Source organism: Microbacterium sp. NPDC059771, assembly GCF_042732495.1.
GTDB classification, from domain to species: Bacteria; Actinomycetota; Actinomycetes; order Actinomycetales; family Microbacteriaceae; genus Microbacterium; species Microbacterium sufflavum.
Window position 1 is genome coordinate 99,628 of the sequence record NZ_JBHWHK010000001.1, and the last position, 26,627, is coordinate 126,254.

25 protein-coding genes are annotated in these 26,627 nt (G+C 70.8%); 9 read left to right on the top strand and 16 right to left on the bottom strand.

The features are described 5' to 3' along the window. Positions 1 to 31: 31 nt before the first annotated feature. Positions 32 to 844 carry an NAD(P)H-binding protein gene (locus ACFV3I_RS00475; RefSeq protein ID WP_378822150.1) on the bottom strand — a complete coding sequence of 271 codons (813 nt, stop codon included), beginning with the start codon at positions 842 to 844 and terminating at the stop codon, positions 32 to 34. Between the two features lie 53 nt (positions 845 to 897). Here ACFV3I_RS00475 and ACFV3I_RS00480 point away from each other — a divergent pair, with 53 nt between their 5' ends. The 3 genes from ACFV3I_RS00480 (at position 898) to ACFV3I_RS00490 (ending at position 4,412) form a co-directional block, all read left to right on the top strand. Beyond that, positions 898 to 1,935, top strand: a complete 1,038-nt coding sequence (locus ACFV3I_RS00480) for an FUSC family protein (protein ID WP_378802976.1) — start codon at positions 898 to 900, stop codon at positions 1,933 to 1,935. A 276-nt stretch (positions 1,936 to 2,211) separates the two neighbouring features. Continuing rightward, the gene (locus ACFV3I_RS00485; protein ID WP_136028768.1) at positions 2,212 to 3,666 is read left to right on the top strand and encodes an NAD-dependent succinate-semialdehyde dehydrogenase; all 1,455 of its coding nucleotides are present in this window, start codon (positions 2,212 to 2,214) and stop codon (positions 3,664 to 3,666) included. Then, positions 3,663 to 4,412, top strand: a complete 750-nt coding sequence (locus ACFV3I_RS00490) for a FadR/GntR family transcriptional regulator (protein ID WP_378802977.1) — start codon at positions 3,663 to 3,665, stop codon at positions 4,410 to 4,412. The genes ACFV3I_RS00485 and ACFV3I_RS00490 overlap by 4 nt, the downstream gene beginning before the upstream one ends. Before the next feature lie 31 nt (positions 4,413 to 4,443). Here the strand turns inward: ACFV3I_RS00490 and ACFV3I_RS00495 are convergent, their stop codons facing one another. The 8 genes from ACFV3I_RS00495 to ACFV3I_RS00530 all read right to left on the bottom strand — a co-directional run bounded on the left by ACFV3I_RS00495 (position 4,444) and on the right by ACFV3I_RS00530 (position 12,549). Then, positions 4,444 to 5,460 carry a DUF2804 domain-containing protein gene (locus ACFV3I_RS00495; protein ID WP_378802978.1) on the bottom strand — a complete coding sequence of 339 codons (1,017 nt, stop codon included), beginning with the start codon at positions 5,458 to 5,460 and terminating at the stop codon, positions 4,444 to 4,446. A 4-nt stretch (positions 5,461 to 5,464) separates the two neighbouring features. Next, positions 5,465 to 6,370, bottom strand: a complete 906-nt coding sequence (locus ACFV3I_RS00500) for a carbohydrate ABC transporter permease (RefSeq protein WP_205828201.1) — start codon at positions 6,368 to 6,370, stop codon at positions 5,465 to 5,467. Next, positions 6,367 to 7,251: a carbohydrate ABC transporter permease gene (locus tag ACFV3I_RS00505; protein WP_205828202.1), complete on the bottom strand. Its 885-nt coding sequence runs from the start codon at positions 7,249 to 7,251 to the stop codon at positions 6,367 to 6,369. Before ACFV3I_RS00505 ends, ACFV3I_RS00500 begins: the two co-directional genes overlap by 4 nt. A gap of 40 nt (positions 7,252 to 7,291) precedes the next feature. Continuing rightward, positions 7,292 to 8,665, bottom strand: coding sequence for an ABC transporter substrate-binding protein (locus ACFV3I_RS00510; protein ID WP_378822151.1), 1,374 nt, complete (start codon positions 8,663 to 8,665; stop codon positions 7,292 to 7,294). 98 nt (positions 8,666 to 8,763) lie between these two features. Beyond that, entirely contained in the window at positions 8,764 to 9,735 is a 972-nt protein-coding gene (locus ACFV3I_RS00515; protein ID WP_136028773.1) for a sugar-binding transcriptional regulator, read from the bottom strand. A gap of 8 nt (positions 9,736 to 9,743) precedes the next feature. Beyond that, a complete protein-coding gene (locus ACFV3I_RS00520) occupies positions 9,744 to 10,916 on the bottom strand; it encodes an acyl-CoA dehydrogenase family protein (protein WP_378802980.1) in 1,173 nt (390 codons plus the stop codon). Continuing rightward, positions 10,913 to 12,085 (bottom strand): CaiB/BaiF CoA transferase family protein, encoded by a 1,173-nt coding sequence (locus ACFV3I_RS00525; protein WP_378802981.1) that lies wholly within the window; start codon positions 12,083 to 12,085, stop codon positions 10,913 to 10,915. Before ACFV3I_RS00525 ends, ACFV3I_RS00520 begins: the two co-directional genes overlap by 4 nt. After that, positions 12,082 to 12,549: a MaoC family dehydratase gene (locus tag ACFV3I_RS00530; RefSeq protein WP_378802982.1), complete on the bottom strand. Its 468-nt coding sequence runs from the start codon at positions 12,547 to 12,549 to the stop codon at positions 12,082 to 12,084. The genes ACFV3I_RS00525 and ACFV3I_RS00530 overlap by 4 nt, the downstream gene beginning before the upstream one ends. A 118-nt stretch (positions 12,550 to 12,667) precedes the next feature. Here ACFV3I_RS00530 and ACFV3I_RS00535 point away from each other — a divergent pair, with 118 nt between their 5' ends. The 3 genes from ACFV3I_RS00535 to ACFV3I_RS00545 are packed head-to-tail and all read left to right on the top strand — an operon-like array spanning position 12,668 to position 15,876. Beyond that, complete coding sequence (locus ACFV3I_RS00535) at positions 12,668 to 13,867, top strand: acyl-CoA dehydrogenase family protein (protein ID WP_136028777.1); 1,200 nt, start codon at positions 12,668 to 12,670, stop codon at positions 13,865 to 13,867. Between the two features lie 54 nt (positions 13,868 to 13,921). Next, positions 13,922 to 14,695 (top strand): SDR family oxidoreductase, encoded by a 774-nt coding sequence (locus ACFV3I_RS00540; protein ID WP_136028778.1) that lies wholly within the window; start codon positions 13,922 to 13,924, stop codon positions 14,693 to 14,695. Continuing rightward, positions 14,692 to 15,876 carry a thiolase family protein gene (locus ACFV3I_RS00545; protein WP_378802983.1) on the top strand — a complete coding sequence of 395 codons (1,185 nt, stop codon included), beginning with the start codon at positions 14,692 to 14,694 and terminating at the stop codon, positions 15,874 to 15,876. Before ACFV3I_RS00540 ends, ACFV3I_RS00545 begins: the two co-directional genes overlap by 4 nt. Before the next feature lie 11 nt (positions 15,877 to 15,887). On the opposite strand, the gene ACFV3I_RS00550 is transcribed toward ACFV3I_RS00545, so the two are convergent. From ACFV3I_RS00550 to ACFV3I_RS00560, 3 genes are read right to left on the bottom strand one after another with little or no spacing between them, the layout of a single operon-like run. Further along, positions 15,888 to 16,898, bottom strand: a complete 1,011-nt coding sequence (locus tag ACFV3I_RS00550) for a DUF2804 domain-containing protein (protein WP_378822152.1) — start codon at positions 16,896 to 16,898, stop codon at positions 15,888 to 15,890. Beyond that, on the bottom strand, positions 16,895 to 18,658 hold the full coding sequence (locus tag ACFV3I_RS00555; protein ID WP_240744489.1) for a glycoside hydrolase family 2 protein: 1,764 nt from the start codon (positions 18,656 to 18,658) through the stop codon (positions 16,895 to 16,897). Before ACFV3I_RS00555 ends, ACFV3I_RS00550 begins: the two co-directional genes overlap by 4 nt. Further along, the gene (locus ACFV3I_RS00560) at positions 18,655 to 19,977 is read right to left on the bottom strand and encodes an MFS transporter (protein ID WP_378822153.1); all 1,323 of its coding nucleotides are present in this window, start codon (positions 19,975 to 19,977) and stop codon (positions 18,655 to 18,657) included. Before ACFV3I_RS00560 ends, ACFV3I_RS00555 begins: the two co-directional genes overlap by 4 nt. Positions 19,978 to 20,089: 112 nt before the next feature. Here ACFV3I_RS00560 and ACFV3I_RS00565 point away from each other — a divergent pair, with 112 nt between their 5' ends. Further along, positions 20,090 to 21,082, top strand: a complete 993-nt coding sequence (locus ACFV3I_RS00565) for a LacI family DNA-binding transcriptional regulator (protein WP_378822154.1) — start codon at positions 20,090 to 20,092, stop codon at positions 21,080 to 21,082. 52 nt (positions 21,083 to 21,134) lie between these two features. Here the strand turns inward: ACFV3I_RS00565 and ACFV3I_RS00570 are convergent, their stop codons facing one another. Together ACFV3I_RS00570 and ACFV3I_RS00575 are read right to left on the bottom strand one after the other, a co-directional pair. After that, positions 21,135 to 22,454 (bottom strand): hypothetical protein, encoded by a 1,320-nt coding sequence (locus ACFV3I_RS00570; protein WP_136045031.1) that lies wholly within the window; start codon positions 22,452 to 22,454, stop codon positions 21,135 to 21,137. Between the two features lie 203 nt (positions 22,455 to 22,657). Beyond that, a complete protein-coding gene (locus ACFV3I_RS00575) occupies positions 22,658 to 23,308 on the bottom strand; it encodes an MIP/aquaporin family protein (protein ID WP_136037148.1) in 651 nt (216 codons plus the stop codon). Positions 23,309 to 23,563: 255 nt separating this feature from the next. Between ACFV3I_RS00575 and ACFV3I_RS00580 the strand changes: the two genes are divergently transcribed. Together ACFV3I_RS00580 and ACFV3I_RS00585 are read left to right on the top strand one after the other, a co-directional pair. Then, positions 23,564 to 24,919, top strand: coding sequence for an APC family permease (locus ACFV3I_RS00580; RefSeq protein WP_378822155.1), 1,356 nt, complete (start codon positions 23,564 to 23,566; stop codon positions 24,917 to 24,919). Beyond that, positions 24,906 to 25,127 carry a multidrug transporter gene (locus ACFV3I_RS00585; RefSeq protein ID WP_136029719.1) on the top strand — a complete coding sequence of 74 codons (222 nt, stop codon included), beginning with the start codon at positions 24,906 to 24,908 and terminating at the stop codon, positions 25,125 to 25,127. Before ACFV3I_RS00580 ends, ACFV3I_RS00585 begins: the two co-directional genes overlap by 14 nt. Before the next feature lie 62 nt (positions 25,128 to 25,189). On the opposite strand, the gene ACFV3I_RS00590 is transcribed toward ACFV3I_RS00585, so the two are convergent. Together ACFV3I_RS00590 and ACFV3I_RS00595 are read right to left on the bottom strand one after the other, a co-directional pair. Continuing rightward, positions 25,190 to 25,960: an SDR family NAD(P)-dependent oxidoreductase gene (locus tag ACFV3I_RS00590; protein WP_136037150.1), complete on the bottom strand. Its 771-nt coding sequence runs from the start codon at positions 25,958 to 25,960 to the stop codon at positions 25,190 to 25,192. Beyond that, positions 25,957 to 26,571 carry a nucleoside/nucleotide kinase family protein gene (locus ACFV3I_RS00595; protein WP_378822156.1) on the bottom strand — a complete coding sequence of 205 codons (615 nt, stop codon included), beginning with the start codon at positions 26,569 to 26,571 and terminating at the stop codon, positions 25,957 to 25,959. The genes ACFV3I_RS00590 and ACFV3I_RS00595 overlap by 4 nt, the downstream gene beginning before the upstream one ends. Positions 26,572 to 26,627: the final 56 nt, after the last annotated feature.

Below are 26,627 nucleotides of genomic sequence, written 5' to 3' on the forward strand. Positions count from 1 at the left end.
TCCACACCCCAGAGCCCCGATGTGGCGGGGGTCAGGCGCCGCGCTCGAGCATGTCGGCGTAGCCGTCCTCGAACGACGGGTAGTCCAGGTGGCCGAGCAGCGAACGAAGCAGAGCGCCGTCGTAGACGAAGCCGCTCACGCTGCCGCCGTCGTCGGGCGGCACCGGCAGCCCGAGGCGCGCGGCGAGGAACGCCACGACGTCGCCCAGCGGGGCGGGAGCCGCGTCCACCGCGTGCACGAGCGACGGCGGCTCGGGCATCCGCAGCAGCAGGTCGAGCGTGCGCACGAGGTCGGTCTCGTGGATGCGGTTCGTGCGGCGCCGGGGGTTCACGGGTGCCTGCTCACGCACGCGGCGCACCAGGAAGTCGCGCCCCGGACCGTAGATGCCCGCGGGCCGCACGACCACGGCGCCGAAGAGGTCGACCGCAGCGCGCTCACCCTCCCGCAGCCCGCGACCGCGGTCGGTGACCAACTCCGGGGCATCGCGCTCGGTGAGCGGGGTCGGGCTGCCCGCACCGTCGAACACCCCGGTGGACGAGACGAAGACCGTGCGGGCGGGCCGGGAGGGCAGGGCCGCGGCGAGGTGCGCGAGCACGGACGGGTACGCGGAGGCGCCCGTGCCCGGCGGCAGCGTGACCACCACGGCATCGACCGCGGGCAGGGGCTCGGGCAGCGGGGCGGCGAGATCACCCACGACGCCGGTCACCCCCTGGGGCAGGGGCCCGTCGCTGCGGCGGAGGGCGACGACCTCTCCCCCGTCCGCCACCAGCCGCGGGGCGAGCCGCGCGCCGAGCTTGCCGAAACCGACGAGCAGCGTGCGGTGAGGAGGCGGGGCGGCGGTCACCCGTCCAGCCTCCCACGGCGCGGGGGCCGCGGGCGCGGACGTAGGCTGGATCGGTGGCGGAATCGCAGGGGCGGGTGTGGACGGGGGTCCTGCGCGTCGGCCCGCACCGCGGCGACCACCGCGTCGCGATCCGAGCCGCCGTGAGCGTCGCCGTCCCGCTGCTCGTGCTCTGGGCGCTCGGCCGGCTCGACCTCAGCATCTACGCGAGCTTCGGCGCCTTCGCCGCGCTCTACGGCCGCCACGACGGGTTCCGCGACCGCATCCGCATGCAGGCCAGCGCGGGCGGGGTGCTGCTCGCGGCGATGCTGATCGGCACGGCGCTGTCGGTCCTGGCCGCCCCGACGGTCGTCAGCGTGGTCGTGGTCGCGCTCGTCGCCGCCGCCGTCACCCTGCTGGCGTACACGATGCAGTGGCACCCACCAGGGCCGCTGTTCACGGTGTTCGCGACCGGGGCGTGCGCGACCATCCCCGCCACCGCCGGCTCGTTCGGCTCCGTGCTGCTGGTGGGCGGGGCGAGCGTGCTGTTCGGCCTGGCTCTCACCGCGCTCGTCGCCGTCGCCACGCGGACCACGGGAGAGGGAGCGCCGAAGGTGCGCCCCACCGTGGGTCCCGTCGCGGTCGAGATGGCGGTCTCGGTCGCCGTCGCCATCGTGGGCGCCGGGATCGCGGGGCTTCTGCTCGGCGGCACGCACTGGTACTGGGCGGCGGTCGGTGCGGTCGCGGCCGTGAGCGGCGCACAGCTCAACGCCCGGATCATCCGCGGCATCCAGCGCCTGGTCGGCACACTGCTCGGGGTGCTCGTCGCCGCCGGGGTGCTGGCGCTCGACCTTCCGCCGATCGCCGTGATCGCCCTGGTCGTGGTGCTGCAGGGAGTCGCGGAGCTGTTCATCGGCCGCAACTACGGCATCGCGATGGTGTTCGTCACCCCGCTCGCGCTGCTGATGGTGCACCTCGCGGCCCCGACCCCGGTCGACGCGCTGTTGACCGACCGCGTGCTCGAGACCCTCATCGGCGTTGCGGTCGGCACCGTGGTCGCCGTGGTGTCCGCCGCGCTGCGCCGCCGCCTCACCCGCGACGCGGCCTCCGGCTGACCACGCACACCCGGCCTCGGCGGCACGACGGTGGTACAAAGAGGAAGACGTCCGGCCGGATGCGAACGGGAAAGGTCAGTAAACCGCTCACGAGGACATCGGGGAATCGCCTCCACAGCGCTCTCGATGACCCCGGCCGGACGCCACTGCAAGTTTAGGAATCGGCCCGTGTTGCGCAGAGGCTCCGCGCACGACTTGCACACACGTGCAGGGAGCCGGCCACCGGTTCTCCGTGTCCCTGTGGCTGAATGGGAAGGTAGGCCGAAGGAGAGTCCGATGAGCACCATCCGATCCGAGTCGATCCTGATCGACGGCACCTGGCGCGCCGCTTCCGACGGCGGCACGCTCACGGTGGAGAACCCCGCCGATCTGTCGATCGTCGCGACGGCCCCCATGGTGACGGCCGACGACCTCGACGCGGCCCTCGCGGCGGCGGACCGTACGCGCGAAGCGTGGGCGGACACCCCGGCCTGGGAGCGTTCGGCGCTGTTGCGCACCGCCGCCCGCACCATCGTCGACCGCGTGGACGACATCGCCGCGCTCCTGACGGCCGAACAGGGGAAACCGCTGCGCGAGTCGCGCGCGGAAGTGCTCTCCGCAGCGGAGCAGTTCGAGTGGTACGCCGACGAAGCGCGGCGCATCTACGGCCGGACCGTGGACGGCACGTCCGCCGCCATCCGCATCGAGGTACGCAAGGAGGCGATCGGCCCCGTGGCGGCCTTCACCCCCTGGAACTTCCCGGTGATGCTCGCCGCACGCAAGCTCGCTCCGGCGCTGGCGGCCGGGTGCCCGATCATCCTGAAGCCCGCCGAAGAGGCGCCCTCCGCCTGTCTCGCGATGGTGCGGGCCGTGCAGGACGCGGGCTTCCCCGCCGGAGTCATCGCCGCGGTCACCGGCGATCCGGCGACCATCAGCGCGCACCTGATCGCCTCGCCGATCATCCGCAAGGTCTCGCTCACCGGGTCCGTGCGCGTCGGTCAGCACCTGATGACCCTCGCTGCCCAGAACATGGCCGCCGTCTCCCTCGAACTCGGCGGCCACGGTCCGGTCGTCGTCTGCGACGACGTCGATGTGCCCGCCGTCGCCCGCCTCTGCGCGCAGACCAAGTTCCGCAACGCCGGCCAGGTGTGCATCTCCCCCACCCGCTTCCTGGTGGCGCGGAGCATCCACGACGAGTTCGTCGATGCGTTCACGGCTGCCACGCGGGAGCTCGCCCTCGGCGACGGCACGCACGAGCGCACCGACGTCGGGCCGCTGTGCAGTGGTCGACGTCACGACGACTTCGCGGCCCTGATCGACGATGCGCTCGCTCGCGGCGCTGTCGCCGAGACGGGCGGGCGCTCGGCCCCGGAGCTGGGCGGACACTTCTACGAGCCCACCGTGCTCCGCGACGTTCCGCAGGACGCCCGGGTCCGCACCGAGGAGCCGTTCGGGCCGGTCGCCGTGGTCATCGCCTACGACGACCTCGACGAGGCGGTGCGCGTGGCGAACTCCACCGACTATGGGCTGGCCGGCTACATCTTCACGACGCGGCTCGACCGCGCCCGGCTGCTCAGCGAGCGGGTGCGGGCCGGGATGCTCGGCATCAACAGCTTCCTCGTCAGCACGGCCGTCGCGCCGTTCTCCGGGGTGGGGCTCAGCGGGCTCGGCGCCGAGAACGGCACGGAAGGCATCGAGCACTACCTGCACCCGAAGACGGTCGTGACGGGCTTCCCGGCGGAGCTGTCATGACGGTGGCACGCGGAGCGTCCTCCGCGGACCATCACCTCCCGCGTACGACCGTCCCGAAGGCCAGCAGCATCCTCGCGAACGAACTGCGCACGTCGATCGTGCGCGGAAAGCTCACCGCCGGCACGCCTTTCCCGTCCGAGGCCGAGATCATCGAGACGTCCGGCCTGAGCCGCGCGACCGTGCGGGAGGCGCTGCGGCTGCTCGAAGCCGAGGGCCTCATCGTGTCGCGCCGCGGACCCGGAGGCGGGCTGCGCGTCGGCCAGCTCGACCTGCAGTCGACCGTGCGCACCATCGCCGTACACCTCGCGATGAGCGAGGCGACGCTCGGCGACGCGTTCGCGTTCCGCCGCCTGATCGAACGGGAGTGCGCGCGACTCGCCGCGGCCAACGCCACGGACGCGCAACGCGAGAGGCTGCGCGAAGCGGTGGCGGAGCAACCGCATCCGCTCTCCGAGGTCATCGACTTCCACGACCTCATCGCCGAATGCACCGGCAACGAGTTCTTCCGCGTCGCGCAGAAGATCGTGGTCTCGATCGCGGGCTGGCACACGCCGGACGAGGGTCTGGACGACCACGACCTCGTGTTCGCGAAGGCGGCGCACACCAAGGTGGTGCAGCGCATCCTCGCCCGCGACGGGGAGGGCGCCGCGCGCGCGATGGACCGCCACCTCGAGGCGTTCGAGCGCATCGTCGAAGAGCGCGGCAACCTCGACAAGCCGGTGATCCGCGCGTCCTCCTGGACCTGACCGTTCCAATACGACTCCTCGCCGCGAGGTGTCACCAGCGGCGCTGGACCTCCTCCGCCCACCCGAACACGTTCTCGACACGGTAGACGCTTCCCGACGAGAGCCGGATCTCCCCGTCCCAGCGGCCGAAGCACTGATCCTCGCGGCTGAGGAACAGCAGCTTCTTCGTGAGCGAGTGACGGTGGTGCGCCGGCGTGAAGACGAGGTCGACCTGCGGGCCGCGGAAGGTCCACGGCTTCAGGAAGTCCTCCGTGTCGTACGTCCACTCGACGTCGTGGCTGAGCTTCTCGATCACGCCGTCCACGCGCAGCGCGTTCTCGGTCGACGGCGAGCCGTTCGTCCACTTCGCACCGAGCTGGATGCCGATCTCATGGCCGTCGGTGTACCCGGCACCGCTCCCCCAGTTCCACAGCACCTTCGCCGGCCACTTCCCGCGACCGTGATCGAGCGCCGCCCACGCCTCGGACGGGTTGACCGTGCGTCGCACGCCGTCGACCTCGACCCAGCCGCTCGCGCGCAGACAGTTGTCCTTGCGGGTGTACTGGAATCGGCGCGAGGTCCACGGCACGACCACGCCCATGGACTCGTGCCCCTTCTCCTCGAGCACCTGGATCCGGGCGGTGACGCGGGTGCCGCGCACCTCGAGGAGGGTCCCTTCGGCAGTGGGGGTGATGGCGACGGCGGTGCTGGCGGTGCGCCTCCCCATCGGGGTGTCCCCGCTCGTCTCGGGGAGGTCCGCCCGGCCGGGGAACCACACGGCCTCGCCGTCGACGACCTCGGCGCCCGACGCGAGGTCGAGGGCGTAGATCGCGAGCCCGGCACGGTAGTCGGCGTGCGAGAAGCTGAACGCGAAGACGAGTTCGGGCGTCGAGATCGCCCAGTACTCGAACCGCTTCCGGCGGCCCCACCACCGCAGATTGGCACGCAGATGCGGGTACCGCGACCACCCGACCGCCGCCGGGTTCAGCCGACCGCCCGGCAGGCACAGGTCGACCCTCCTGGTCAGCTCGCGTTCGGACTTGGGCACGTCTCGCTGGAACACCGTCACCGTCTCAGCCCTTCGTCGCGCCGTCGGCGAGACCCTTGATCAGGTACTTCTGCAGGAGCAGCGTGAAGATCACGACCGGGACGACGGTCACCGTCCCCGCCGCGGTGAGCAGGCCCCACATGCCCCCGCTCTCGGTATCCACGGCCATGCCCTGGATCGCGACCGGGATCGTCGAGGCGTTCCGGTTGGTGAGCACCAGAGCGAACAGCAGCTCCTCGTACGCCATCATCACGCTGAAGATGAGCGATGACACGAGCGCAGGGGTCAGGATCGGCAGGATGATGCGGAAGTACGCGCCGAGTCGGGAGGTGCCGTCGATCATCGCCGACTCCTCCAGCTCCTTCGGGATGGCGAGGAAGAACGAGCGCATGAGCCACATGACGTACGGGATGAGGAACGTCGAGTAGGCCAGGATGAGCGTCAGGTGCTGGTCGGTCATCCCCAGGTTCCGCGCGACGAGGAACAGCGGAACGGCCAGGGCGATCGGCGGCACTCCGCGGGTGGCGAGGATCAGGGCGCCGATCATCCCGCCGCCGGCGAGCTTCATCCGGGCGATGCCGTATCCGGCCATGGAGCCGACGAACACCGCGAGCAGCCCGGCGCCGAGCGACACGATCACCGTGTTCAGCATCCGCCGCGGGATGTCGTAGTTGGCGAGGTTGAGGTAGTTGTCCAGCGTCGGCTCGGTGAAGAGGGTCGGCGGCGTGGTGAAGATATCGCGCGGAAGCTTGAACGACGTGAGGATCATCCAGATCACCGGCAGCAGGAAGAGCAGGCAGATGACGATGCCGGCGATGATGCGAATGCGGTGGCCCAGGCGGCGTCGCGACCGGCGTGCGGGTGTCGGCCGCACGGCGCCGATCGCGGTCGCCGTGTCGAGCGGGGCGGGGGTGAGGGTCGACGAGCTCAAAACTTCTCCTCCAGCTTGCGGGTCCCTCGGAGGAACACGAACATCAGGATCATGGTGATCACCAGCACGATCACGGCCATGGCCGCGGACTCGCCGAAGTGCAGCGAGCGGAACGCCTGCTCGTAGATGTAGAGGTTCACCACGTTGGTCGCCTGGCCGGGGCCGCCGCGGGTGGCCACGAGCGCGATGTCGAACATCTTCATCGCTCCGAGCCAGCGCACGACGAAGGTCGCGGCGATGATCGGCGCCAGCAGCGGGAGCGACACGTGCCACAGCTTGTGCCACCAGTTCGCGCCGTCGACCGAGGCGGCCTCCAGCACGTCGTTCGGGAGCGTGAGCAGCGCGGCCGACGCCACCAGGATGATGAACGGCGTCCAGCGCCAGGTGTCGATGATGATGACCGTGGCCATCGCCATCGTCGGGTCACCCAGCCAGTCCACCGCCGGCAGACCGAACAGGCCGCCGATCCAGTTGAAGACGCCCCAAAGCGGGTCGAGCAGCATCTTCCACACGCCGCCCGCGACGACCGGTGCGACGGCGAGCGGCACGAGGAAGAGGGCGCGAATGAGGCCGCGCCCTCTCCACTCGGCGTTGACGAGGAAGGCGATGCCGAAGCCCAGGATCATCTGGATGGGAAGAGCGAACACCAGATAGATCCCCGTCACGACGAGGGAGTTGTGGAACTTCTCGTCCGTGAACGCCTCGACGTAGTGCTCCCACCCGACCCACTCGCGGGGAGTGAAGGTGGCGAGATCGAGCTCCGAGAAGCTGATCTGCAGCGTGTAGAGGATGGGGTAGCCGAGCAGGGCAGCCATCAGGATCACGGCGGGCAGGACGAACGTCCACCTGTTCGCGAGATCGATGAGACCGTACCGGCTCATACGTCGTCGGGCGCTTGTCATCACCAGTCGTCTTCCCGTCTTACTCGAGGAGATCGTCGATGCCGTCGTTCATCCGCTTCACGGCGTCTTTCGCCGTGATGTTGCCGGGGATGAACTCGCCGGTCTCCGTTGCCAGGACTTGCTGCACGGCGTCGGACTCGACGATGTGCGGGCGCCACATCTGTTCGGCCTCGATCGCGGGCCACGCCACCTCGAGGGCCTCGTAGACGGGCGACAGCCACTCCTGCTCCGGCGTGGTCTCCAGGGTGCTGGCACGCGCCGGGAAGACGCCGAGCGTGTTGGTCTGCCACTGCTCACCCTTCTTCGAGGTCAGCCACTGCACGAAGGTCCAGGCGGCCTCCGGGACGTCGGTCTTGGAGTTGACGCCCATCGACCACACCCCGCGGTGCGCGCCGGGGCCCTCGCTGCCCGCGGGCAGGGTCTGGATGCCGACCTGCTCGGGTGTGAGCGTGGTCGTGGCCGGGTCGACCGCCGAACCGCGGTAGACCGAGCCCCAGGTGAACAGGGTCGCCAGGCGCCCCTGTCGGAACGCCTCGAGCGGCTCGTTGAACTGCCAGCTCACCGCCCCGGGAGGGGCGACGTCGAGCAGCTGGCGGTGGATGTCCATGGCCTCGACGGCGTCGTCGCCGAGCACGGCCTCCGTGTTGTCCTCGTTCAGGATCTGGCCGCCGTTGGAGTTCATGATCGTCTGCCAGATGGTCGGCGTGAGCCCATCGCGCACGAAGTACGTGCCGACGGCCCAGGCGTCGTCGGTGCCGTCGCCGTCGGTGTCCTGCACCAGGTCGGGCGCCTGATCCAGGTACTCGTCCCAGGTCAGGTCCGGGGTCGGGAGCGGAACGCCGGCCGACTCGTAGAGGCTCTTGTTGTAGAGCATCATGAGGATGTTCGACCGCGCGGGTACCGCGTACTGCTTGCCGTCGAACTCGCCGGCCGCCAGGGCCGCCGGGTAGAAGTCGTCCCAGTCGTAGTCGTCGGCGGTCCACTGCTCCAGCTCGTCGCCGCGCAGGTCCATGAGCCCGCCCGTCGAGGCGAGCTGCGGCGTCCAGTTGTCGTCCGCCATCACGATGTCGTACGTGGCATCGGTGTTGGTCAGTTCGAGCATCGTCTTGGCCAGCTGATCGTTGTACGGCACACCGTCGATCGTGACGTCGATGTTCGGGTAGTCCTTGGCGAACTCGGGGATCAGGTTGTCCTGCCACTGGCTGGCGTAGGCGTCGTTGACGAGGATCTTGAGATCGATCCGCTCGTCATCGGTACCGAGCCCACCACCGTCGGCGGAAGGCTCCTCCCCCGAGCCACCGGCGGCGCAGCCGGCGAGGAGGACCGTGGTGATGATCATCGCCCCGCCGGCCAGGGTGATCGGGCGGCGCGAACGCAGCCTGCGTCGTTGCATCATTGCATTCTCTTTCTCTCGGGTTCCGCCTTCGGGGGGCGGCACCTGTGGGGTGTGGTCACAGGCCTGGTCATGCTCGCGGCGGCCGCTTCCGACCGTCAAGCGCCCTGCACATATGTGCTGGCGACCTCTCTGGCGGAGTGCTCGTCGATGATCAGATCGGTCACGAGGCCGGCGGCCAGCGCGCCGCGCAGAGCGGGGATGCGGCTGGGGTCGCTGACCACGCACACGCGACGGGGGGCGCGACGGAGGGTGTCGAGGTCGGGGCCGCTCGAGCGCTCGTTGAGGCGGATGCCCGCGTGCGTGCCGTCGCCGCGGAGGAACACGGTCGCGACGTCCCCGACGACCTCGGCGGCCTCGAGCTCCTCGCGGTCGGCGTCACTCAGGTAGCCGTTGCGGTACACGTGACCGGGGATCGTGGAGTGCGGGTCGCCGACGCCGAACACGGCGATGTCGATCCGCTGCTGCAGAGCGAGGATCCGTGCCACGCTCCGCTCGCGCCAGAGGACGGTCTTCGTCAGCGGGTCGTCGAAGAACGCCGGTACGGGGAGGGGTTCGACGTGCGCGTTGAACGCCTCGGCGAAGCGCTGGAGAATGTCGCCGACGTACCCGAGCCCGAAATTCTCGCCGTAGGCGGCGCCGTTCAACTGCACGACGGTCACGTCGGTGAGCGGGCGGTCGACGAGGTGATGGCTGACGGCCGCCATGGTGTTCCCCCAGGCGACCCCGATAGTCGACGACGACTCCACCATCGCCGACAGGATGCGTCCGGCGTGGCGGGCGACCTGGGCGCTGCGTTCGCGCACGCTCATCCCGGTCGATGCGGGGATGATGTAGGCGGTGACGCCGTCGTGCAGGCGGATCTCGTGCTGGAGCCGGGAGATGCCGTCGGTCGGGTGCTTGATGCGGATGTCGACCAGCCCGGTGTCCCTGGCGTAGGACAGCAGTCGCGACACCGAGGACCGGCTCATGTGGAGCGAGTCCGCGATGGCCTTCATCTTCAGGTCGCGCAGGTAGTAGAGCTGGGCGGCGCGCAGCGCCAGCTTGGTGCGATCGGCGATCTCGACCATGGCCCCTCCTAGAAGGCGGAGACGCCCGTGAGCGCCCGCCCGATCGAGAGGGCGTGGATGTCGTCGGTGCCCTCGTACGTGCGCACGGCCTCGAGGTTGGCCATGTGCCGCATCACGGGGTAGTCGGCCGTGACGCCGTCCCCGCCGAGGAGCTCGCGTGCCGACCGGGCGATCGCGATCGCCGAGCGCACGTTGCCGAGCTTCGCGATGCTGACCTGTGCGGGCTGCATCCGCCCCTCCGACTTCAGCGACGCCAGGTGCAGCGCGGTGAGCATTCCGCCCTGGTAGGCCAGCATCATCTCGGCCAGTCGCGCCTGCACGAGCTGCTTGCCGGCGAGCACCCCGCCGAACGAGGTCCGTCGGCCGGCGTAGTCGACGCTGAGGGCGAGGCACTCCCGTGCGATGCCGAGGACGCCCCACGCGATTCCGAACCGCGCCTCGTTGAGGCAGGTCAGCGGCGCGCCGAGTCCTGTCGCCCGCTCGAGGATCGCGTCGCCCGGCAGTCGGACCTCGTCCAGGGTCACGTCGCACTGGATCGAGGCGCGCATGGCGTGCTTGTGCAGGATCGGTGTCGCGGTGAAGCCGGGAGCGTCAGTGGGGACCACGAATCCGCGCACCCCGTCCGACGTGCGGGCCCACACGATCGCGATGTCGGCGACGGTGGCCAGGCCGATCCAGCGCTTCGCCCCCGAGAGCACCCACCCGTCGCCGTCGCGCTCGGCGACGGTCGTCATCGCTCCGGGGTCGCTCCCGCCCTGCGGCTCGGTCAGCGCGAAGCATCCGAGCAGGCGGCCGGCGGCCATCTCCGGGAGCAGGGACGCGCGCTGCCGGTCGGAGCCGAACCGCGCGATCGCCGTCATCGTGAGGGAGCCCTGGACGGAGACGAGTGTCCGCCATCCACTGTCGGCCGCCTCGATCGCCGCGCACGCCAGGCCGTAGGCGGTGGGGCTCGCTCCGGCGCACCCCGGTGCCTCCAGGTGCATGCCGAACAGCCCGGCGTCCGCGAAGGCGGGCACGATCTCGGCGCGGAACCGCGCCTCCTCGAAGTCCGCGTCGATCGTCGGCAGGACGACGTCTGCGGCGACGGCGGCCGCGCGCGAACCCCAGGCGCGGTCCTCGGGGCTCAGACGCTCCTCGAGGCCGAGCAGTGTGTCGACGGCCGCGTAGGCGGATGGGTTCATGGGGTCTTCTCCCTCGTGACGGCGGACAGCCGCTCCCGCAGCTCGCTTCCCCCTTCGTCGAGTGACGGAGGGGCCAGCGGGTAGTCCACGGGTGTGTGCGAGAACGTGAGCGGGTTGCGCACGATCGGCAGGGCGTCTCCCGCGAGGCCCACGGGTTCGAGTCCGATCCGCTCGGCGAAGCGGATGCCGTCTTCGATCGTCTGGATCGGCGCGCTGGGCACACCGACCCCGGTCAGCAGGTCGAACCACTCGGCGGCACCGCGGTCGGCAAGCGCGGCCACGATCTCGGGGCGCAGTGCGTCGCGGTGGGCGTTGCGCAGCTGGGGTGCGGCGAAGCGCGGGTCGGTCGCCAGGTCGTCGCGCCCGATCACGGCGCACAGGCGCTCGAACTGCGCGTCGTTGCCCACGGCGATCACGAGCGGCAGGTCAGCGGTCGGAAACGGCTCGTACGGGTAGAGGCTGGGGTGCTGGTTGCCCATGCGGCGGGGCACGTGGCCCGCCGCGGCGTACGCCTGGGTCTGGTTCACCATCGACGACAGCGCCGCCGACAGGAGGTTCGTCTCCACGAGCTGCCCGAGTCCCGTTCGCTCGCGATGCCGCAGCGCCGCGAGGATGCCGACGGCCGTGTGGAGTCCGGTCAGCACGTCGAACAGTGCGAAACCACCTCGGAACGGCTCGCCGTGCTGCGCGCCAGTGGTGTCCATGAACCCGCTCAGCGCCTGGACCATGAGGTCGTAGCCGGCGAGGTGCGCCCCGGCCCCGGTGCCGAATCCGGTGATCGAGGCGTAGACGAGGTCGGGTCGATCGACGGCGAGCGTCGCGTAGTCGAGCCCGAAGCGCCGCAACCCGCCGGCCTTGAAGTTCTCGACGACCACGTCGGCCTGGGCGATGACGTCCCGGGCGATCGCGAGGTCGCCGTCGTCGGCGAGATCGAGTACGAGGGAGCGCTTGTTGCGGTTCGCCGACTGGTAGTAGGTGGCGACACCCTCGTGCACCGGCGGCGCGAACCGGCGGGTGTCGTCGCCGTCCGGGCTCTCGATCTTCACGACGGTCGCGCCCATGTCGGCGAGGAGCATGGTGCAGTAGGGGCCGGCGAGGATGCGAGAGAGGTCTGCGACGACGATGCCCTGCAGCGGCCCGGGGCGTTCGTCGGCGAGGGGGTTCGTCATCGCGCACCGCCGAGGACGAGGTGGGTGATGGCGCGGGCGACGCAGGCGGGACGGTCGCCATCGTCGTCGATCTCCACGGTGTGCGTGGTGTGCACGCGGACCGCGCCGTCGAGGGCGGTCACGGCGTCGAGCACGATCCTGTCGCGCACGCGACTGCCGGCCGCGACCGGCGCCGGGAAGCGCACGCGCTCGTATCCGTAGTTGACCCGACCGACCGCCCCGGAGAAGGTGTAGGCCTGTGCGGCGAGCGCGGGAAGCAGGGACAGCGTCAGGAGGCCGTGGGCGACCGTGCGTCCGAACGGTCCTCGCGCCGCACGCGCCGGGTCTGTGTGCAGCCACTGCTCGTCGCCGGTCGCGCTGGCAAAGCGCTGGATGCGGTCCTGGTCGATGGTGGTCCACGCGCTGACGCCGAGCTCCGTGCCGACGAGACCCGGGAGGGCCGTCACGTCGTAGGTGGTGGTCATGCGCATCCTCGTCGAAGTCGTCAGGTCCGCGCACATTTGTCCGGATGGGAATCGTGCGGCGTATTTAGTGTAAGGATTACACCGAACTACTGAAAAGGCAAGCTCGAAGGAACCACCGATGACCCTCCTGACCACCGCTCCCCCCGAAACCGACTTCCTCCGCCTGTACGACCGGCTCGATACGGACGAGCGCGCGATCGTGGCTCGTGTGCGGGATTTCGTGCGCGAGCGCGTGCTCCCCACGATCAACGAGCACTGGGAGCGGGCCGAGTTCCCCGCCGACCTCATCCCCGGCATCGCCGAGCTCGGCGTGATCGGCACCACCATCCGGGGGTACGGCTGCCCAGGGCTCAGTCCGCTCGCGGCGGGTCTCGTCGCGCTCGAGATGTCACGCGGTGACGGAAGCATCAACACCTTCCTCGGTGTGCAGTCGGGACTGAGCATGGGCACGATCGACCTGCTCGGCTCCGAGGAGCAGAAGCAGCGGTGGCTGCCCGCGATGGCGCGCCTGGAGAAGATCGGGGCCTTCGCCCTCACCGAGCCAGGACACGGCTCCGACTCCGTCGCGCTCGAGACGAGCGCGACGAGGGACGGCGACAGCTTCGTGCTCACCGGAGCCAAGCGCTGGATCGGCAACGGCCACAGCGCCGACGTCGTCGTGCTGTGGGCGCGGGACACCGCGGACGGCCAGGTCAAGGCGTTCGTCATCGAGAAGGGCGCGGACGGACGGCACCCGGCCGGGTATCGCGCCGAGGTGATCACCGGCAAGATCGGCAAGCGGGCGATCCTGCAGCCCGACATCACCCTCGATGCGGTCCGCGTGCCCGCCGCGAACCTCCTCGCCGGCTCCACCTCGTTCCGCGACGCCGGAGCGGTCCTCGCCCGCACCCGCTCCGGGGCATCGTGGGAGGCGACGGGACATGCGATGGCGGCGTACGACATCGCCGTCGACTACGCGCGGTCCCGGGTGCAGTTCGGCAAGCCGCTGGCCGCCCACCAGATCATCCAGCAGCGACTGGCCAAGATGCTCGCCGAGGTCACGGCCATGCAGCTCATGTGCTTCCGCCTCGCCGAGCTGTCCGCGGAGTCCGCTCTGACCGGGCCGATGGCGTCGATCGCCAAGATGTTCACCGCGGATCGCGGGCGCTGGGTGTGCTCCGAGGCCCGCGACATCCTCGGCGGAAACGGACTGCTGCTGGAGAACCACGTCGCCCGCCATCTGACAGACATGGAGGTCGTCTACACCTACGAGGGCACCGACACCGTGCAGTCGCTGCTCATCGGACGCGAGATCACGGGCATCTCCGCCTTCCGCTGACGCGCGACCGCCCCCATCCCCCACAACAGAACGACGACAGGAAGCAGGTTCCGCATGCGGTTCATCGGACGTACGGCGATCGTGACGGGAGGCGCCAGAGGCATCGGTCACGCCACCGCTCTTCGGCTCGCGCGGGAGGGGGCGCGCGTGGGCGTGCTCGATCTCGTGCACAGCGACGCCCTCCACGCGGCCGCCGCCATCTCCGACGACGGGGCGACGAGGGACTCCGGCGGGAGCGCCGTGGCCCTCGCCGCGGACATGACCGACGCCGAGCTCGTCGCCCGTGCGGTCGACGGGTTCGTCGATGCCGAGGGACGCCTGGACGTGTTCGTCAACAACGCGGGTGCCACGCGCGACGACCTGCTGTTCCGGATGTCGGTCGACGATTGGGACTTCGTCCTCCGCACGAACCTCACGACGGCCTTTCTCGGCCTCCGCGCCGCGCAGCGGAAGATGGTCCCCGCGCGCGCGGGAGCCATCGTGAACCTGTCGAGCCGGTCGGCCCTGGGCAACCGGGGACAGGCGAACTACTCCGCAGCGAAGGCGGGGATCCAGGGGCTCACCGCGACCGCGGCGATCGAGCTCGGCCCGCTGGGCATCCGCGTGAATGCGGTCGCGCCCGGCTACATCGCGACGCCGATGACGGCGCGAACCGCCGAACGGGTGGGGATGGACGCGGCTGCTCATCAGGAGCAGGCCGCATCCGTGACCCCGCTGCGCCGAGTGGGGCGCCCCGACGACGTCGCCGCCGTGGTGGCCTTCCTCGCGAGCGACGACGCCGCCTATGTCTCCGGCCAGACCGTGTACGTCAACGGTGGTGCGCGATGACCGCCGTCTACATCGTCGATGGCGTCCGCACGCCGGTCGGCCGCTACGGGGGGAGCCTGTCATCCGTGCGCCCCGACGATCTCGCCGCCCTGACGGTGGGCGCGGTGGTCGAGCGGTCCGGCGTGGACCCCTCCGCGATCGACGAGGTGGTGCTGGGAGCGGCGAACCAGTCCGGCGAGGACAACCGCAATGTGGCGCGGATGGCCGTCCTGCTCGCTGGCCTCCCCGTCTCCCTCCCCGCCTTCACGGTCAACCGGCTCTGCGCGTCGGGGATGACGGCGATCACCACCGCGCATGCCCTGATCGCTTCCGGGGCGGCCGAGGTGATGGTCGCCGGAGGGGTCGAGTCGATGTCGCGGGCGCCGTGGGTCCAGGCGAAGCCGCACCGGGCGTTCGCCGGCCCGGGTGCGCAGTTCGACACGTCGATCGGTTGGCGGTTCGTGAATCCGCACCTCGAACGCGACGACGACGACATCACCCTGAGCATGCCCGAGACGGCGGAGCTCGTCGCCGAGCGCTTCGGGATCGGACGCGAACGGGCCGATGACTTCGCCCTGGAAAGCCACCGTCGGGCGATCGCAGCGGTCGACGCCGGGCGGTTCGACGGGGAGATCGTCGCCGTCGACACCGCGACCGGCCCCGTCATGGCCGATGAAGGACCGCGGCGGGACACCGACGCCGCCGCCCTCGCGCGCCTGCGCCCCGTGGTCGCCGGTGGACGGATCGTGACGGCCGGCAACGCCAGCACCCTGAACGACGGGGCATCGGCCGTACTGCTCGCGAGCGAGGCCGCGGTGCGGACGCACGGATTGACCCCGCGGGCTCGGATCGTCGCGCACGCCGCGTCGGCCCTCCACCCGTCGATCATGGGGATGGGCCCGGTCGATGCGGCGACCGCGGCACTGCGCCGAGCAGGCTGGCGCTCGGAGGATCTGGGCGCGATGGAGCTGAACGAGGCGTTCGCCGCACAGGCGCTCGCCTGCCGCGACCGACTCGAGTGGGACCCGGCCCTCGTGAACGCGTGGGGCGGCGCGATCGCTCTCGGGCATCCGCTCGGCTCGTCGGGAGCCCGGATTGTGGTCACGCTGCTGTCGCGGATGGTGGCGGACGACGTCCGCCGAGGCGCCGCGGCCATGTGTGTGGGCGTCGGTCAGGGCACGGCGCTGCTCCTCGAACGCTGAGCGGAGCAGCCTCACCACCGGTTCCGCACGTCCTCGGCCCACCCTTCGATCCCGTCGACGACCACGCGCTCCCCGCGGTCGTCGAGCACCCACCCCGACCAGACCCCGAACAGCTGATCGGTGCGGCTCGAGATGAGCAGCGCGCGGGTCCGGGAGCGCTTCGCGTACGACGGGGTGAAGGTCAGGTCGGCGTTCTCGCCCCCGATGCGCCAGGGCCGTCGATCGGAGGTGCGGTCGTACTCCCACACGAGCTCCTCGCTGATCTTGGACAGGTGCCCGTCGACCACCACCGCGTTCTCGGTGGCCCCGGAGCCGTCGGTCCACTGGGAGCCGAGCTGCAGGCCGACGACCCGGCCGTCCACCGTGCCGCTCCCGGCCGCCCAGTTCCAGCTGACGTCGTACGGCCATCGTCCGCGCCCGTGGTCGAGCACCGCCCACGCGTTCTCGGCGATCGCGTGGGTCGCCCCATCCACCGTGAGGGACCCGTGCGCTGGTCGGGCGACGTCCTTCACCGTGTACTGGAAGCGCCGGATGCCCTTCGCGGAGTGCCAGGGAACCACGACGCCGAGCGACTCATGCCCGTCCGGCCGGGAGGCCGTGATGTCGAACTCGACACCGGGTGCTGTGCCGCGCAGGCGCGTCCCCGCCGCGCCCAGGTCGTCGATGTCGAGCGACAGTCTTCTCGTGCGGGCGCGTGCAGGCCCTTCGCCATGCGACGGTGGCAGTGTCGCGCTCCGGGCGCCGGGTACGACCACCGTCATGTCGGACGACACGCCCGTCGTCCGGTCGAGCACCCAGATCGAATGCAGCGACAGGTAGTCGATGCAGGACACGGTCAGGGCGAGGATGTGCTGCGGAGTCATCACGTTCCAGTACTCCCAGCGCTTGTTCCGGCCCCAGGCGCGCCTGCCGAGTGCGGACGTGTCGTGCAGCGGGGTGCGCGACCATCCGAGGGCGGCGGGGTGGAAGCGGCCGTCCGGGGTCGTCAGGGCGACACGCTCGGTGATCTCGCGCTCGATCATTCGGGGCTCCGTTCTCGAGTCGCGGCGTCGAAGACGCGCCGGAACTCGGTGTTGAGGGCGCGCACGGTCGCGGCGTCCGGTTTCAGCGATGTGCGATCGGCCGTCAGGAGGCCGTTCGATTCGTCCTCCACGTCGGCGAGCTGGGTGTACACGGTGGCCGACAGCCCCCGCGGGATCGCCGGGAGCACTTCGCGCCGGTGCAGTCGTTCGTACGCGCGGGTGAGGTCTTCCCGAGAGCTCAGGCGTCGGTAGCCGAACTCACGTGCGGGGTAGCGGTGGCCGGGGAGCCTCAGGCTGTACCCCCCGAACTCGGACACGACGAGGGCACGGCCGTCGCGACCCCACCACCGCGCCGGCCGGATCGGCTGAAAGTAGACGTGCAGGCTGCGCAGGTCGCCCGAGCGCTGATCGTGCCACCCGCTCGCGTGGTCGATCACCCGGTCGGGGTCACGGCGCCGCAGGTGCTCGACGACCCGGGCGGCGTCGAACTGCCCCCAGCCCTCGTTGAACGGCACCCAGGTGACCACGGAGGGCGAGTTGCGCAGCAGGTCCACCATCTCGTCGAGCTCGTCGAGGAACTCCTCCCGCCCCGCGGCCTCGGCGCGTCCGAAGATCCGGTGCCATCGATCGGCGAGGCGGATGTGCGGGGAGGCTACCGGGGCGGTGATCACCCAGGGGCGGTAGGTCGACCCGCCGTTGACCGCGTCCTGCCAGACCAGCATGCCGAGCCGGTCGCAGTGGTGATACCAGCGGAGCGACTCCACCTTGATGTGCTTGCGGAGCATCGTGAAGCCGAGCTCCTTCATCGCGACGATGTCGGCCACGAGGGCGTCATCGTCGGGCGCGGTGTACAGGTCGTCTCCCCAGTACCCCTGGTCGAGCACGCCGATGTGCGGGTACGGCTCGCCGTTGAGGCGCAGCCGCGGCATCCCCCTGGCGTCACGGTCGACGTCGACGCTGCGCACCCCGACGTAGCTCGCCACCCGGTCGTCGCCGACGGCGATGTCGAGGTCGTACAGGAACGGATCCTCCGGACTCCACAGCCGCGGTCGAGGGAGGCGAAGGGGCAGTGCGGTGCCGGCGACCCCCTCCGCGGACGCGACGACCGTCTCTCCGGCGCGCACGGCCACGGTCACCGGAGCTCCGGGCGCCGACGCCTCGACCGTCACCTCCAGCGTCGCTGTCGCCATCCCGACCCGCACGTCCGGAGTCCTCAGCCGCAACCCCGTCACGTACGTCGGTGGGACCTCCTCCATCCAGACCGTCTGCCAGATGCCGGACTGCGCGGTGTACCAGATGCCTCCGCGCTTCAGGCGCTGCTTGCCGACGGAGTGGTGCGAGCCGTCGCTCACATCACGCACCTCGACCTCGATCTCGTGGTCGTCGTCGGCGCGCAGGGCCTCGGTGACATCGACCGCGAACGGCAGGTAGCCGCCCACGTGCGTCGTGACCTCGACGCCGTCGATCCGCACCCGGCACGACTGGTCGACCGCCCCGAAGTGGAGGATCGTGCGGTAGCCGGGCCTCGCGGCGTGGGTGAAGCGGCGTCGGTACCAGAGCGACTCGTGCGACTGAAGCTGGCGGCCGACTCCCGAGCGCGGGGTCTCCGGCGAGAACGGCACGAGGATGCGGCGATCCCACCGTGTCGGCGCCGCGCCCGCATCGGTGAAGGCGCACTCCCACCAGCCGTTGAGGATCCGGTGGCCGTCGCGCCGGAGCTGCGGCCGCGGATACGCGGCGAGCGGGGCGTCCGAGGTCACCGGGGCGTCCTCTCGCGCCGCGTCCGCCAGGCGACCAGGGCGGGGACGAGGGCCAGGATCGCGGCGGCCGCGAGGAACATCGCGGGCCCCGGCACGGGCCGCTCGACGCCGAGGTCGAGGTAGGTGCGCCCGTCGCCGACGATCACCCAGGCGCCGATGAACGGTCCGACGATCATCGGGATCATCGTGCCCGTCACCATCCGGAGACCTTGGACCATCCCGGCCTGCCCGTCGGGGGTCTCGTCTCGAGCCGTGGCAGAGGCCGAGGCGGTCGCCAGCATCATCCCGCCGAGCGCGAGCACCGCCGCCACGATCACGGTCACCGTGTCCCGCGCGAAGAACATCAGGAGGAGCCCGACCGCGAAGAGCAGCGTCGCTGGCAGGAGCAGGCGGCGCTTGCCGAGCCGATCCATGAGCATCCCGCCGACCACGCTGATGGTCGCGGCCGCCAGCAGGGACACTCCGAGGATCAGCGCGTAGGACTCCACGCGCAGCCCGTACTGCAGGTAGATGATGACGTAGGGCAGGAACACCTGCGCCGCCGTGCCGATCACAGCGAGCATGGCGAGCGACAGGTAGAGCGGCGCGTGCGCGCGGACCGTCGAGGGGTGGAATCCGCGCAGTAGCCGCACGGCCACGGGTGCGACATCGAGGGTCGCGGCGGGTGCCGCATCGCGCAGGAGCATCCAGGCGAGGAGCCCCGAGACCGCCGTCACTCCCCCGACGACGGCGAAGAAGGTCCGCCACTCGCCAGCGCGAGTGAGTCCGTCGAGAGCACCGAACACGACCAGCATGGCGAGGAGGGGCAGGGCTGCGAGCACGGCGTCCGCGCGTCCGCGGGTGCGGGGCGTGGTGACATCCGTGACCCAGGCACCGAAGGCCGCATTGTTGGCTCCGGAGCCGGTCATGCTCATGACGCAGTCGAGGGCGATGATCCCGACCACGGCGAGGAGCACGAAGGGCGCGGCGACGGCGCCTTCCGAGGGTGAGAGCAGACCGAAGGCCGCGGTGCAGGCCCCCCAGGCGACGTATCCGACGGCGACGAAGAGGCGACGACGACCCGTGCGATCCGACCACGCTCCGATCAGAAGGGTGGCGACGGTCGCGGCCACGGCGCTCAGCGCGACCATCATCGCGATCACGGTCGGGTCCTGGGTGATGCGCTCGTACACGAAGACGTTGAGATACATGTTCTCCACCGTCCACGCGACCTGGCCGACCAGGCCGACGACCACGAGGGCGGTCCAGACGCGGACGCCGAGGCGCTGGGGGCGCGGGCTCGACGGGCGCGGGGCGGAGAGGGGTCGGGGTGACGTCATCGTCAGTCCTCTCGAAGCAGGAGTTGGTATTGCCACGTGGCAATACGGTGCCACGATAGCGGTTTCCGTGGTCGGCGTGCGACTTGCTACTGTCGGCGGCGGAGGAGGTGCCGTGGTCACTCAAATGGACGTCGCCCGCCGCGCGGGCGTGGCGAGGCGAACCGTCTCGAACGTCGTCACCGGGTTCCCGTACGTCAGCGACGACGTGCGCGCGCGTGTGCAGCAAGCGATCGCGGAGCTCGGATACGTGCCCAATCGCGCCGCGCAGCAGCTGCGGACCGGACACAGCGGCGTGGTGGCGCTTGTCGTCCCGGAGATGGGGGTCGGCTACTTCGGGGAACTCTGCACGCTCATCGTCGAGGAGGCGGCGGCGCACGGCATCGGCACCGTCGTGGCGCAGACGCACGGCATCCGCGAGCGCGAAATGGCCGAGATCGAACGCCTCATCGCGCTCCAACCCGACGGGCTGATCGTGAGCCCGCTCGAACTCACTTCCGCCGACATCGGGAGCATCGGCGGCCGCGTGGGCCTCGCGTTGATCGGAGAGCACTTCGCCGGCTCGGGCGTCGGCTCGATCGCGGTGGACAACATCGCCGCCTCCGAGGCCGTGGTCGGCCACCTCATCCACTCGGGATGCGCGAGGATCGCCTACGTCGGCGTCGCCGGCCCCGCACCGCGATTCCACGAGCTGCGCAGGACCGGGTACACCGCCGCCCTGCGCACCGCGGGACTCCCCGCGGTGCGCGAGGCCCACGCCGCCGACTTCACGGCGCGGGACGGGTACGACGCCGGGCGGGCTCTCGCCGATCGCATCGCCGGGGGCGAGGAGATCGATGCCGTCTTCTGCGTGACCGACGAGGTCGCCATCGGCGTGCTCCGCGCGCTGCACGACGCCGGGCTGCGGGTGCCGGCCGACATCGCGCTCGCCGGATTCGACGACATCACTGAAGGCCAGTACTCCATTCCTCGTCTGACGACCATCGCGCCCGACAAGCGCGGCATCGCGCAGCGAGCGGTCGCTCTCGTGCGCGGCGAGAACGCCCGTACCGACCCCGTCGACTTCCGCCTCGCGGAGCGGGAGAGCACCCAGCGCGCGTCCGCCTGACACACAGAAGCGCCGCACCCCGAGGGGATGCGGCGCTCCGGTGTCGGTGCCGTCAGGTGCCGGGGTAGGCCCGCAGGCGAGCGGACCCGTCGGGGGTGATCGTCACCGAGCCGCCCGAGCACGGCGGATTGGACTTGCCCACCACGTACGGCACGAGCAGGCCATCGAGCCTCAGCGGTGCATACACGGCGTCGCTGTTCTCCTGATCGAGACACTGGGCTGTGGAATCGTTCCAGTTCCAGTACTCGACCCACGACGCCTGGGGTGAGATGAGCGCACCCTGCTGCGGCACGAACAAGTTGCCGATCGAGAAGCTCGTGCCGTCGGCCGTGTCGGTCACCGTCGAGTTCCACCAGCCGGGGCGTCCGGGGATCTCCGCGACGCGGAAGACATACGTCCGACCGGTGGTCCACGGACGGAACACCCGGACGGATCGGCCGGGCGCACCGTCGGTGTCGCCGGCCATCACCCCGTGCAGGCTCGGATTGACCTCGGCGTCGGTCGCCCCCCAGAGGGAGAACAGCCACTGCCTTCCGTTCGTGTTCCCGTAGGTCTGCACGCCGGTGTAGCCGCCCGACGTTCCAGAGATCCCGAACTGGTGGCTCCAGAAGATGTTCGCGGTCATCGTCGGCATCACCCGCAGCAGCGTGCTGAACTCGGCGACTCGGCCCGCGGCCGTCGCGCGGGGGTACGCGTAGAGCCCGGGCACTCCGGTTCCGTTCGTGTCGGCCTTCGGGTCCGGGGGCACGTCCACGATCCGGAAGGGCGATGAGAGCGCCCGGTGATGCGCGGCACCGGCGCTGAACGAGCTGGCCGACATCAGGTCGGCCACGAGCACCGTCTGCGCGTTCCATCCCGTCGGGACGGCGGCGTTGCTCACCCCCGCCACCGAGAACGTCAGGTCCGCCGGCGCTGCGAGGTCGCGCGCGAGGCGGTAGACCGCGTACGCGAACTTCCGCGAGCCGGTGTTCGGGTTGTAGTTCTCCGTGTAGTACTCGTCGGGGTCTCGCACCCAGAGGCCGTCCGAGGTGCTCGCTCCGACGGCCGGACCGCGGAAGAAGGCGAAGCCCGACGGGAAGATCCCGGCGTCCGCGCCGATGAACAGGCGGGATCCCGCAGGAAGCGAGACCCCGGGCGCCAGCTGCAGACGGAAGCGCGCCTCCAGCAGGTAGTTCTCCGGCCATGTCGGATCGCCGGTGTCGCGATCGCTCCCCGCCGGAGGCGAGTCGAAGCCGACGAACGACACGGTCACTCCATCCGGGACGGAGTCCGCGGCCGCGGAGACCGGTGCGGCGGTGGAGGCGAGCGCCGCCATGGCCACCCAGGCCGCGCTCTTGGCGAAAGTCCGTCTGCTGATTCCTTCGGTTCCCATGCGAGGGTCCCCCTATCTCGGGTCGATCTTCGCCGGTCGCGTTCGACCGGCCCCCGCTCGGCCTCCGCAGGATGCCACGGCGTCAGAGAGCCCACCTGATCGCTCGCTGATTATTCTCCGGACGGTCGCCCCCCTGACCCCTGACCCCTGACACACAGAAGCGCCGCACCCCCGAGGGGATGCGGCGCTCCGGTGTCACGGTGTCACTCGGCGGCGGCGATCTTCTTCGCGTCGTCGGTGTTGAGCACGCGGAACAGCACCGCGGCGATGATCGCGCCGACGGCCGGGGCCACGATGTAGAGCCACAGCGAGCTCCACGCGAAGTGGCCGCTGACCGAGAGGCCGAGGGCCACGGCGGGGTTGAAGCCGCCGCCCGAGATGGAGCCGACGGTCGCGGCGCCGATGAACACGGTGGCGCCGATCGCGAGGCCGTAGAACGAGTTGCCCGCGGTGTCCTTCGACGTGGCCGAGTTCAGCACGACCCACACGAGGATGAGCGTGAACAGCGCCTCGACCAGGAACGCCGGGCCGACCTCGATCACCATGGCCTTGTCGCCCGCGGGCCAGACGGCGAGCGCGGCGAGGGCGGCGAGCGCGCCACCCACGAACTGGGCGATCAGGTAGGCGATGAAGTCGGCGACGCTCAGGCCGCCGCGGAGGAAGACGCCGAGCGAGACGGCGGGGTTCAGGTGAGCGCCGGAGATGTGGCCCGTGGAGTACACGAGCACCATCAGTGTGAAGCCGATCGCGAGCGGCGTCAGCGGGCTGCCGCTGTTGATGGCCGCGATGATCGCGAGGACGAAGAGGAAGGTGGCGATCGCTTCGGCGATGGCCTTCCGCGGTGTACCGGTCATGAGTGTGCCCTTTTCTGTGGAACCGAAGGCGGCCACCCCGTCCGCTCGGCAATTCGTAGCCGACGACCCGCCTTGCGGCACTGAGGATAGCGGCCGCGGTGGGCCGGGAGGCGGAGCCGCGCGGTCTTTTCTGGGAAAACGCTGGACGGGGCGCTGTCGCACCGGAGGACGGTGCAAGGCCGAAGGCTTCGCGCATGTTCCGCGCCTCTGTCAAGCCCGTCGCCCGTGGCCGTCCGCTCCCCCTAGCGTGCGAGCATGACCTCCCAGACTGCGCCCGCGACCGAGGCGCCCACCAAGCTGCGGCGCGCCATCACCGGCCCTCTGCTCTACGCCTTCATTCTCGGCGACGTGCTGGGCGCGGGCATCTACGCGCTCATGGGCGTGCTGTCGGGCAAGGTCGGCGGCCTGCTGTGGGCACCCCTGGTGCTGGCGCTGCTGCTCGCGCTGCTCACGGCGGGCTCCTACGCCGAGCTCGTCACGAAGTACCCGCGCGCGGGCGGCGCCGCGGTGTTCGCGGAGCGTGCCTTCCACAGCCCGCTGGTGTCGTTCCTGGTGGGCTTCAGCATGCTCGCGGCCGGGGTGACCAGTGCCGCCGGGCTCGCGATCGCCTTCGCCGGCGACTACCTCAGCACCTTCGTCGACCTGCCGACCATCCCCGTCGCGATCGCCTTCCTCGCACTCGTCGGCCTGCTGAACGCCCGGGGGATCCGCGAGTCGATGGGCGCGAACCTCGTGATGACCGCGATCGAGCTCAGCGGTCTGGTGATCGTGATCGTCGTCGTCGCGATCTTCGTGGGCGGCGGCGGTGGCGACGTGTCGCGCGCGATGGCCGCGCCCGAGGGGTCGAACGTGGCGATCGCCGTGCTCTCCGGAGCCGTGATCGCGTACTACTCGTTCGTCGGGTTCGAGACCTCGGCGAACATGATCGAAGAGGTGAAGGACCCGCGCCGCACGTACCCGCGGGCGCTCTTCGCCGCCCTGATCACCGCCGGCGTCGTGTACGTGCTCGTGGGGCTCGCGAGCGCGATCGCCCTCCCGTCGTCCGAACTGCAGGAGTCCAGCGGCCCGCTGCTCGCCGTGGTGGAGGCCACCGGGGTGAACGTGCCGTCGTGGCTGTTCAGCCTCATCGCCCTCATCGCCGTGGCCAACGGCGCCCTGTTGACCATGATCATGGTCAGCCGCCTCACGTACGGCATGGCCGAGCAGAACCTGTTGCCGTCCGTGCTCGGACGCGTGCTGCCGAAGCGGAAGACCCCGTGGGTCGCGATCCTCACCACGACCCTCGTCGCGATGGGCCTCACGCTCGTCGGCGACCTGGCCACTCTGGCCGAGACCGTGGTGCTGCTGCTGCTCGTCGTGTTCCTCAGCGTGAACGTGTCGGTGCTGGTGCTGCGGCGCGACCGCGTGGAGCACGACCACTTCCGCGTGTGGACCTTCGTGCCGGTGCTGGGCGTCGGGTCGTGCATCCTGCTGCTCACCCAGCAGCGTGCGCAGGTGTGGCTGTTCGGCGCGATCCTGCTCGCGGTGGGCGGGGTGCTGTACGCCGTGGCACGCTGGACGCGTTCCCGTTCGACGACCGACGACCAGAAGGAGCATCATGAGCACGCCTGACCACGACCGCACCGGCGACGACCGCGAGAGCTTCGAGGAGAACCGGCACGACCAGCTCACCTCGGCTCCCGACGCGACCGAGGCCGACGCCGCCCCCCGCATCGACGTGAGCGAGCACGACGGCACCACGCGCGTCGACATCCGCGACGACGCCGAAGTGCGCCCGGGCCCCGGCCCCGGCATGCCCGAGGCCGACGGCGAGGACTGACCCCGAACGTACGAACGCCCGCTCTCCTCCCCCGGGAGCGGGCGTTCGCGTGTGCGCCGCGATCAGAACAGCGTGTAGCCGCCGTCGACCACGAGCACGGTGCCCGACATGAAGCTCGCCGCGTCGGAGGCGAGGAACACGACGGACGGGCTGACCTCACTCGGCGTGGCGTAGCGCTGCTGAGCCGAGTCCTCGATCCAGAAGCGGCGGAAGCGCGGCTCGTCCACCGGCGACATGTCGGTCTTGATGTATCCGGGCGCGACGGCGTTGACCCGCACGCCGGACGGGGCCCACTCCGCCGCGAGCGACTTGGTGAGGTGGTGCACCGCGGCCTTGGAGGCGTTGTACGCCGGCTGGAACTGCGGACGGTTCACGATCTGCGCCGAGATCGAGCCCACGTTCACGATCGACCCGGAGCCGCGGGCGACCATGTGCGCGCCGACGGTCTGCGACATCCGCCACAGGGCCGTGAGGTTCGTGTCGATCACGTGCGACCACTCGTCGTCGGTCACCTCGAGCGCCGGACGGTGGATGCACGCCCCGGCGTTGTTGATGAGGATGTCGAGGCGTCCGCCCGCGGCGTCGATGGCCTCGGCGGCGATGCGGTCGACCGACGCACGGTCGGTCAGGTCGCCCAGCACCACCCAGGCCCGGCGCCCCACGGCCTCGATCTCCGCCGCGGTTTCGCGTGCCGCCGCTTCGTCGCGGCCGTGCACGACCACGTCGGCTCCGGCCTCGGCGAGCGCGCGGGCGAACTCCCGTCCGAGGCCGCGCGTGGCGCCCGTGACGAGGGCGGTGCGGTCGGTGAGGGCGAATGTGTCCATGACGCTCATGCGTCGTCTCCTTCGGTCGGGGTGAGGATCGCGTCGGCCCGGTGGCGGGTCGCGCGGATGAGGTCGGCGTTGGGGCCGTCGACGTGGGTCGCCCAGGCGACGGCGTCGTCGTGGGAGCGGCCGTGGGCCTCGTGACGGGCGACGAGGCGGCGCACGCGCAGTCCGTCGGGCACGTCGAGGTACCAGACCTCGTCGAGCAGCGGGCGCACGCGCTCCCAGCCGCCCGCGTCGTGCAGCAGGTAGTTGCCCTCGACCACGATCACGCGGTCGGAGGCGGAGAGCGGGAGGGCGCCGGCGACCGCGGCGTCGAGGTCGCGGTCGAAGCGCGGGGCGAGCACGGCCTCGCCCGCGCGGAGTCGGGTGAGCAGGGCGGCGAAGCCGTGCGCGTCGAAGGTCTCCGGGGCGCCCTTGCGGTCGCGCAGTCCGAGACGGTCGAGGTGCTCGTTGGCGAGGTGGAACCCGTCCATCGGCAGCACCGGCTGCCCCAGGGCGGCGGCGAGCGTGGACTTGCCGGCGCCGGGCGGCCCGACGACGCCGAGCAGGAACGGACGTGCGTCGCGGGAGAGCTCGCGCACCCGGACGGGAGCGTCGGCGGCGGTCAGTGCGCGCATCGGGGTCTTTCGGGAAGGGGACGGGCGGGGGCACGGGCCGGGGGAACGGGCGGTCG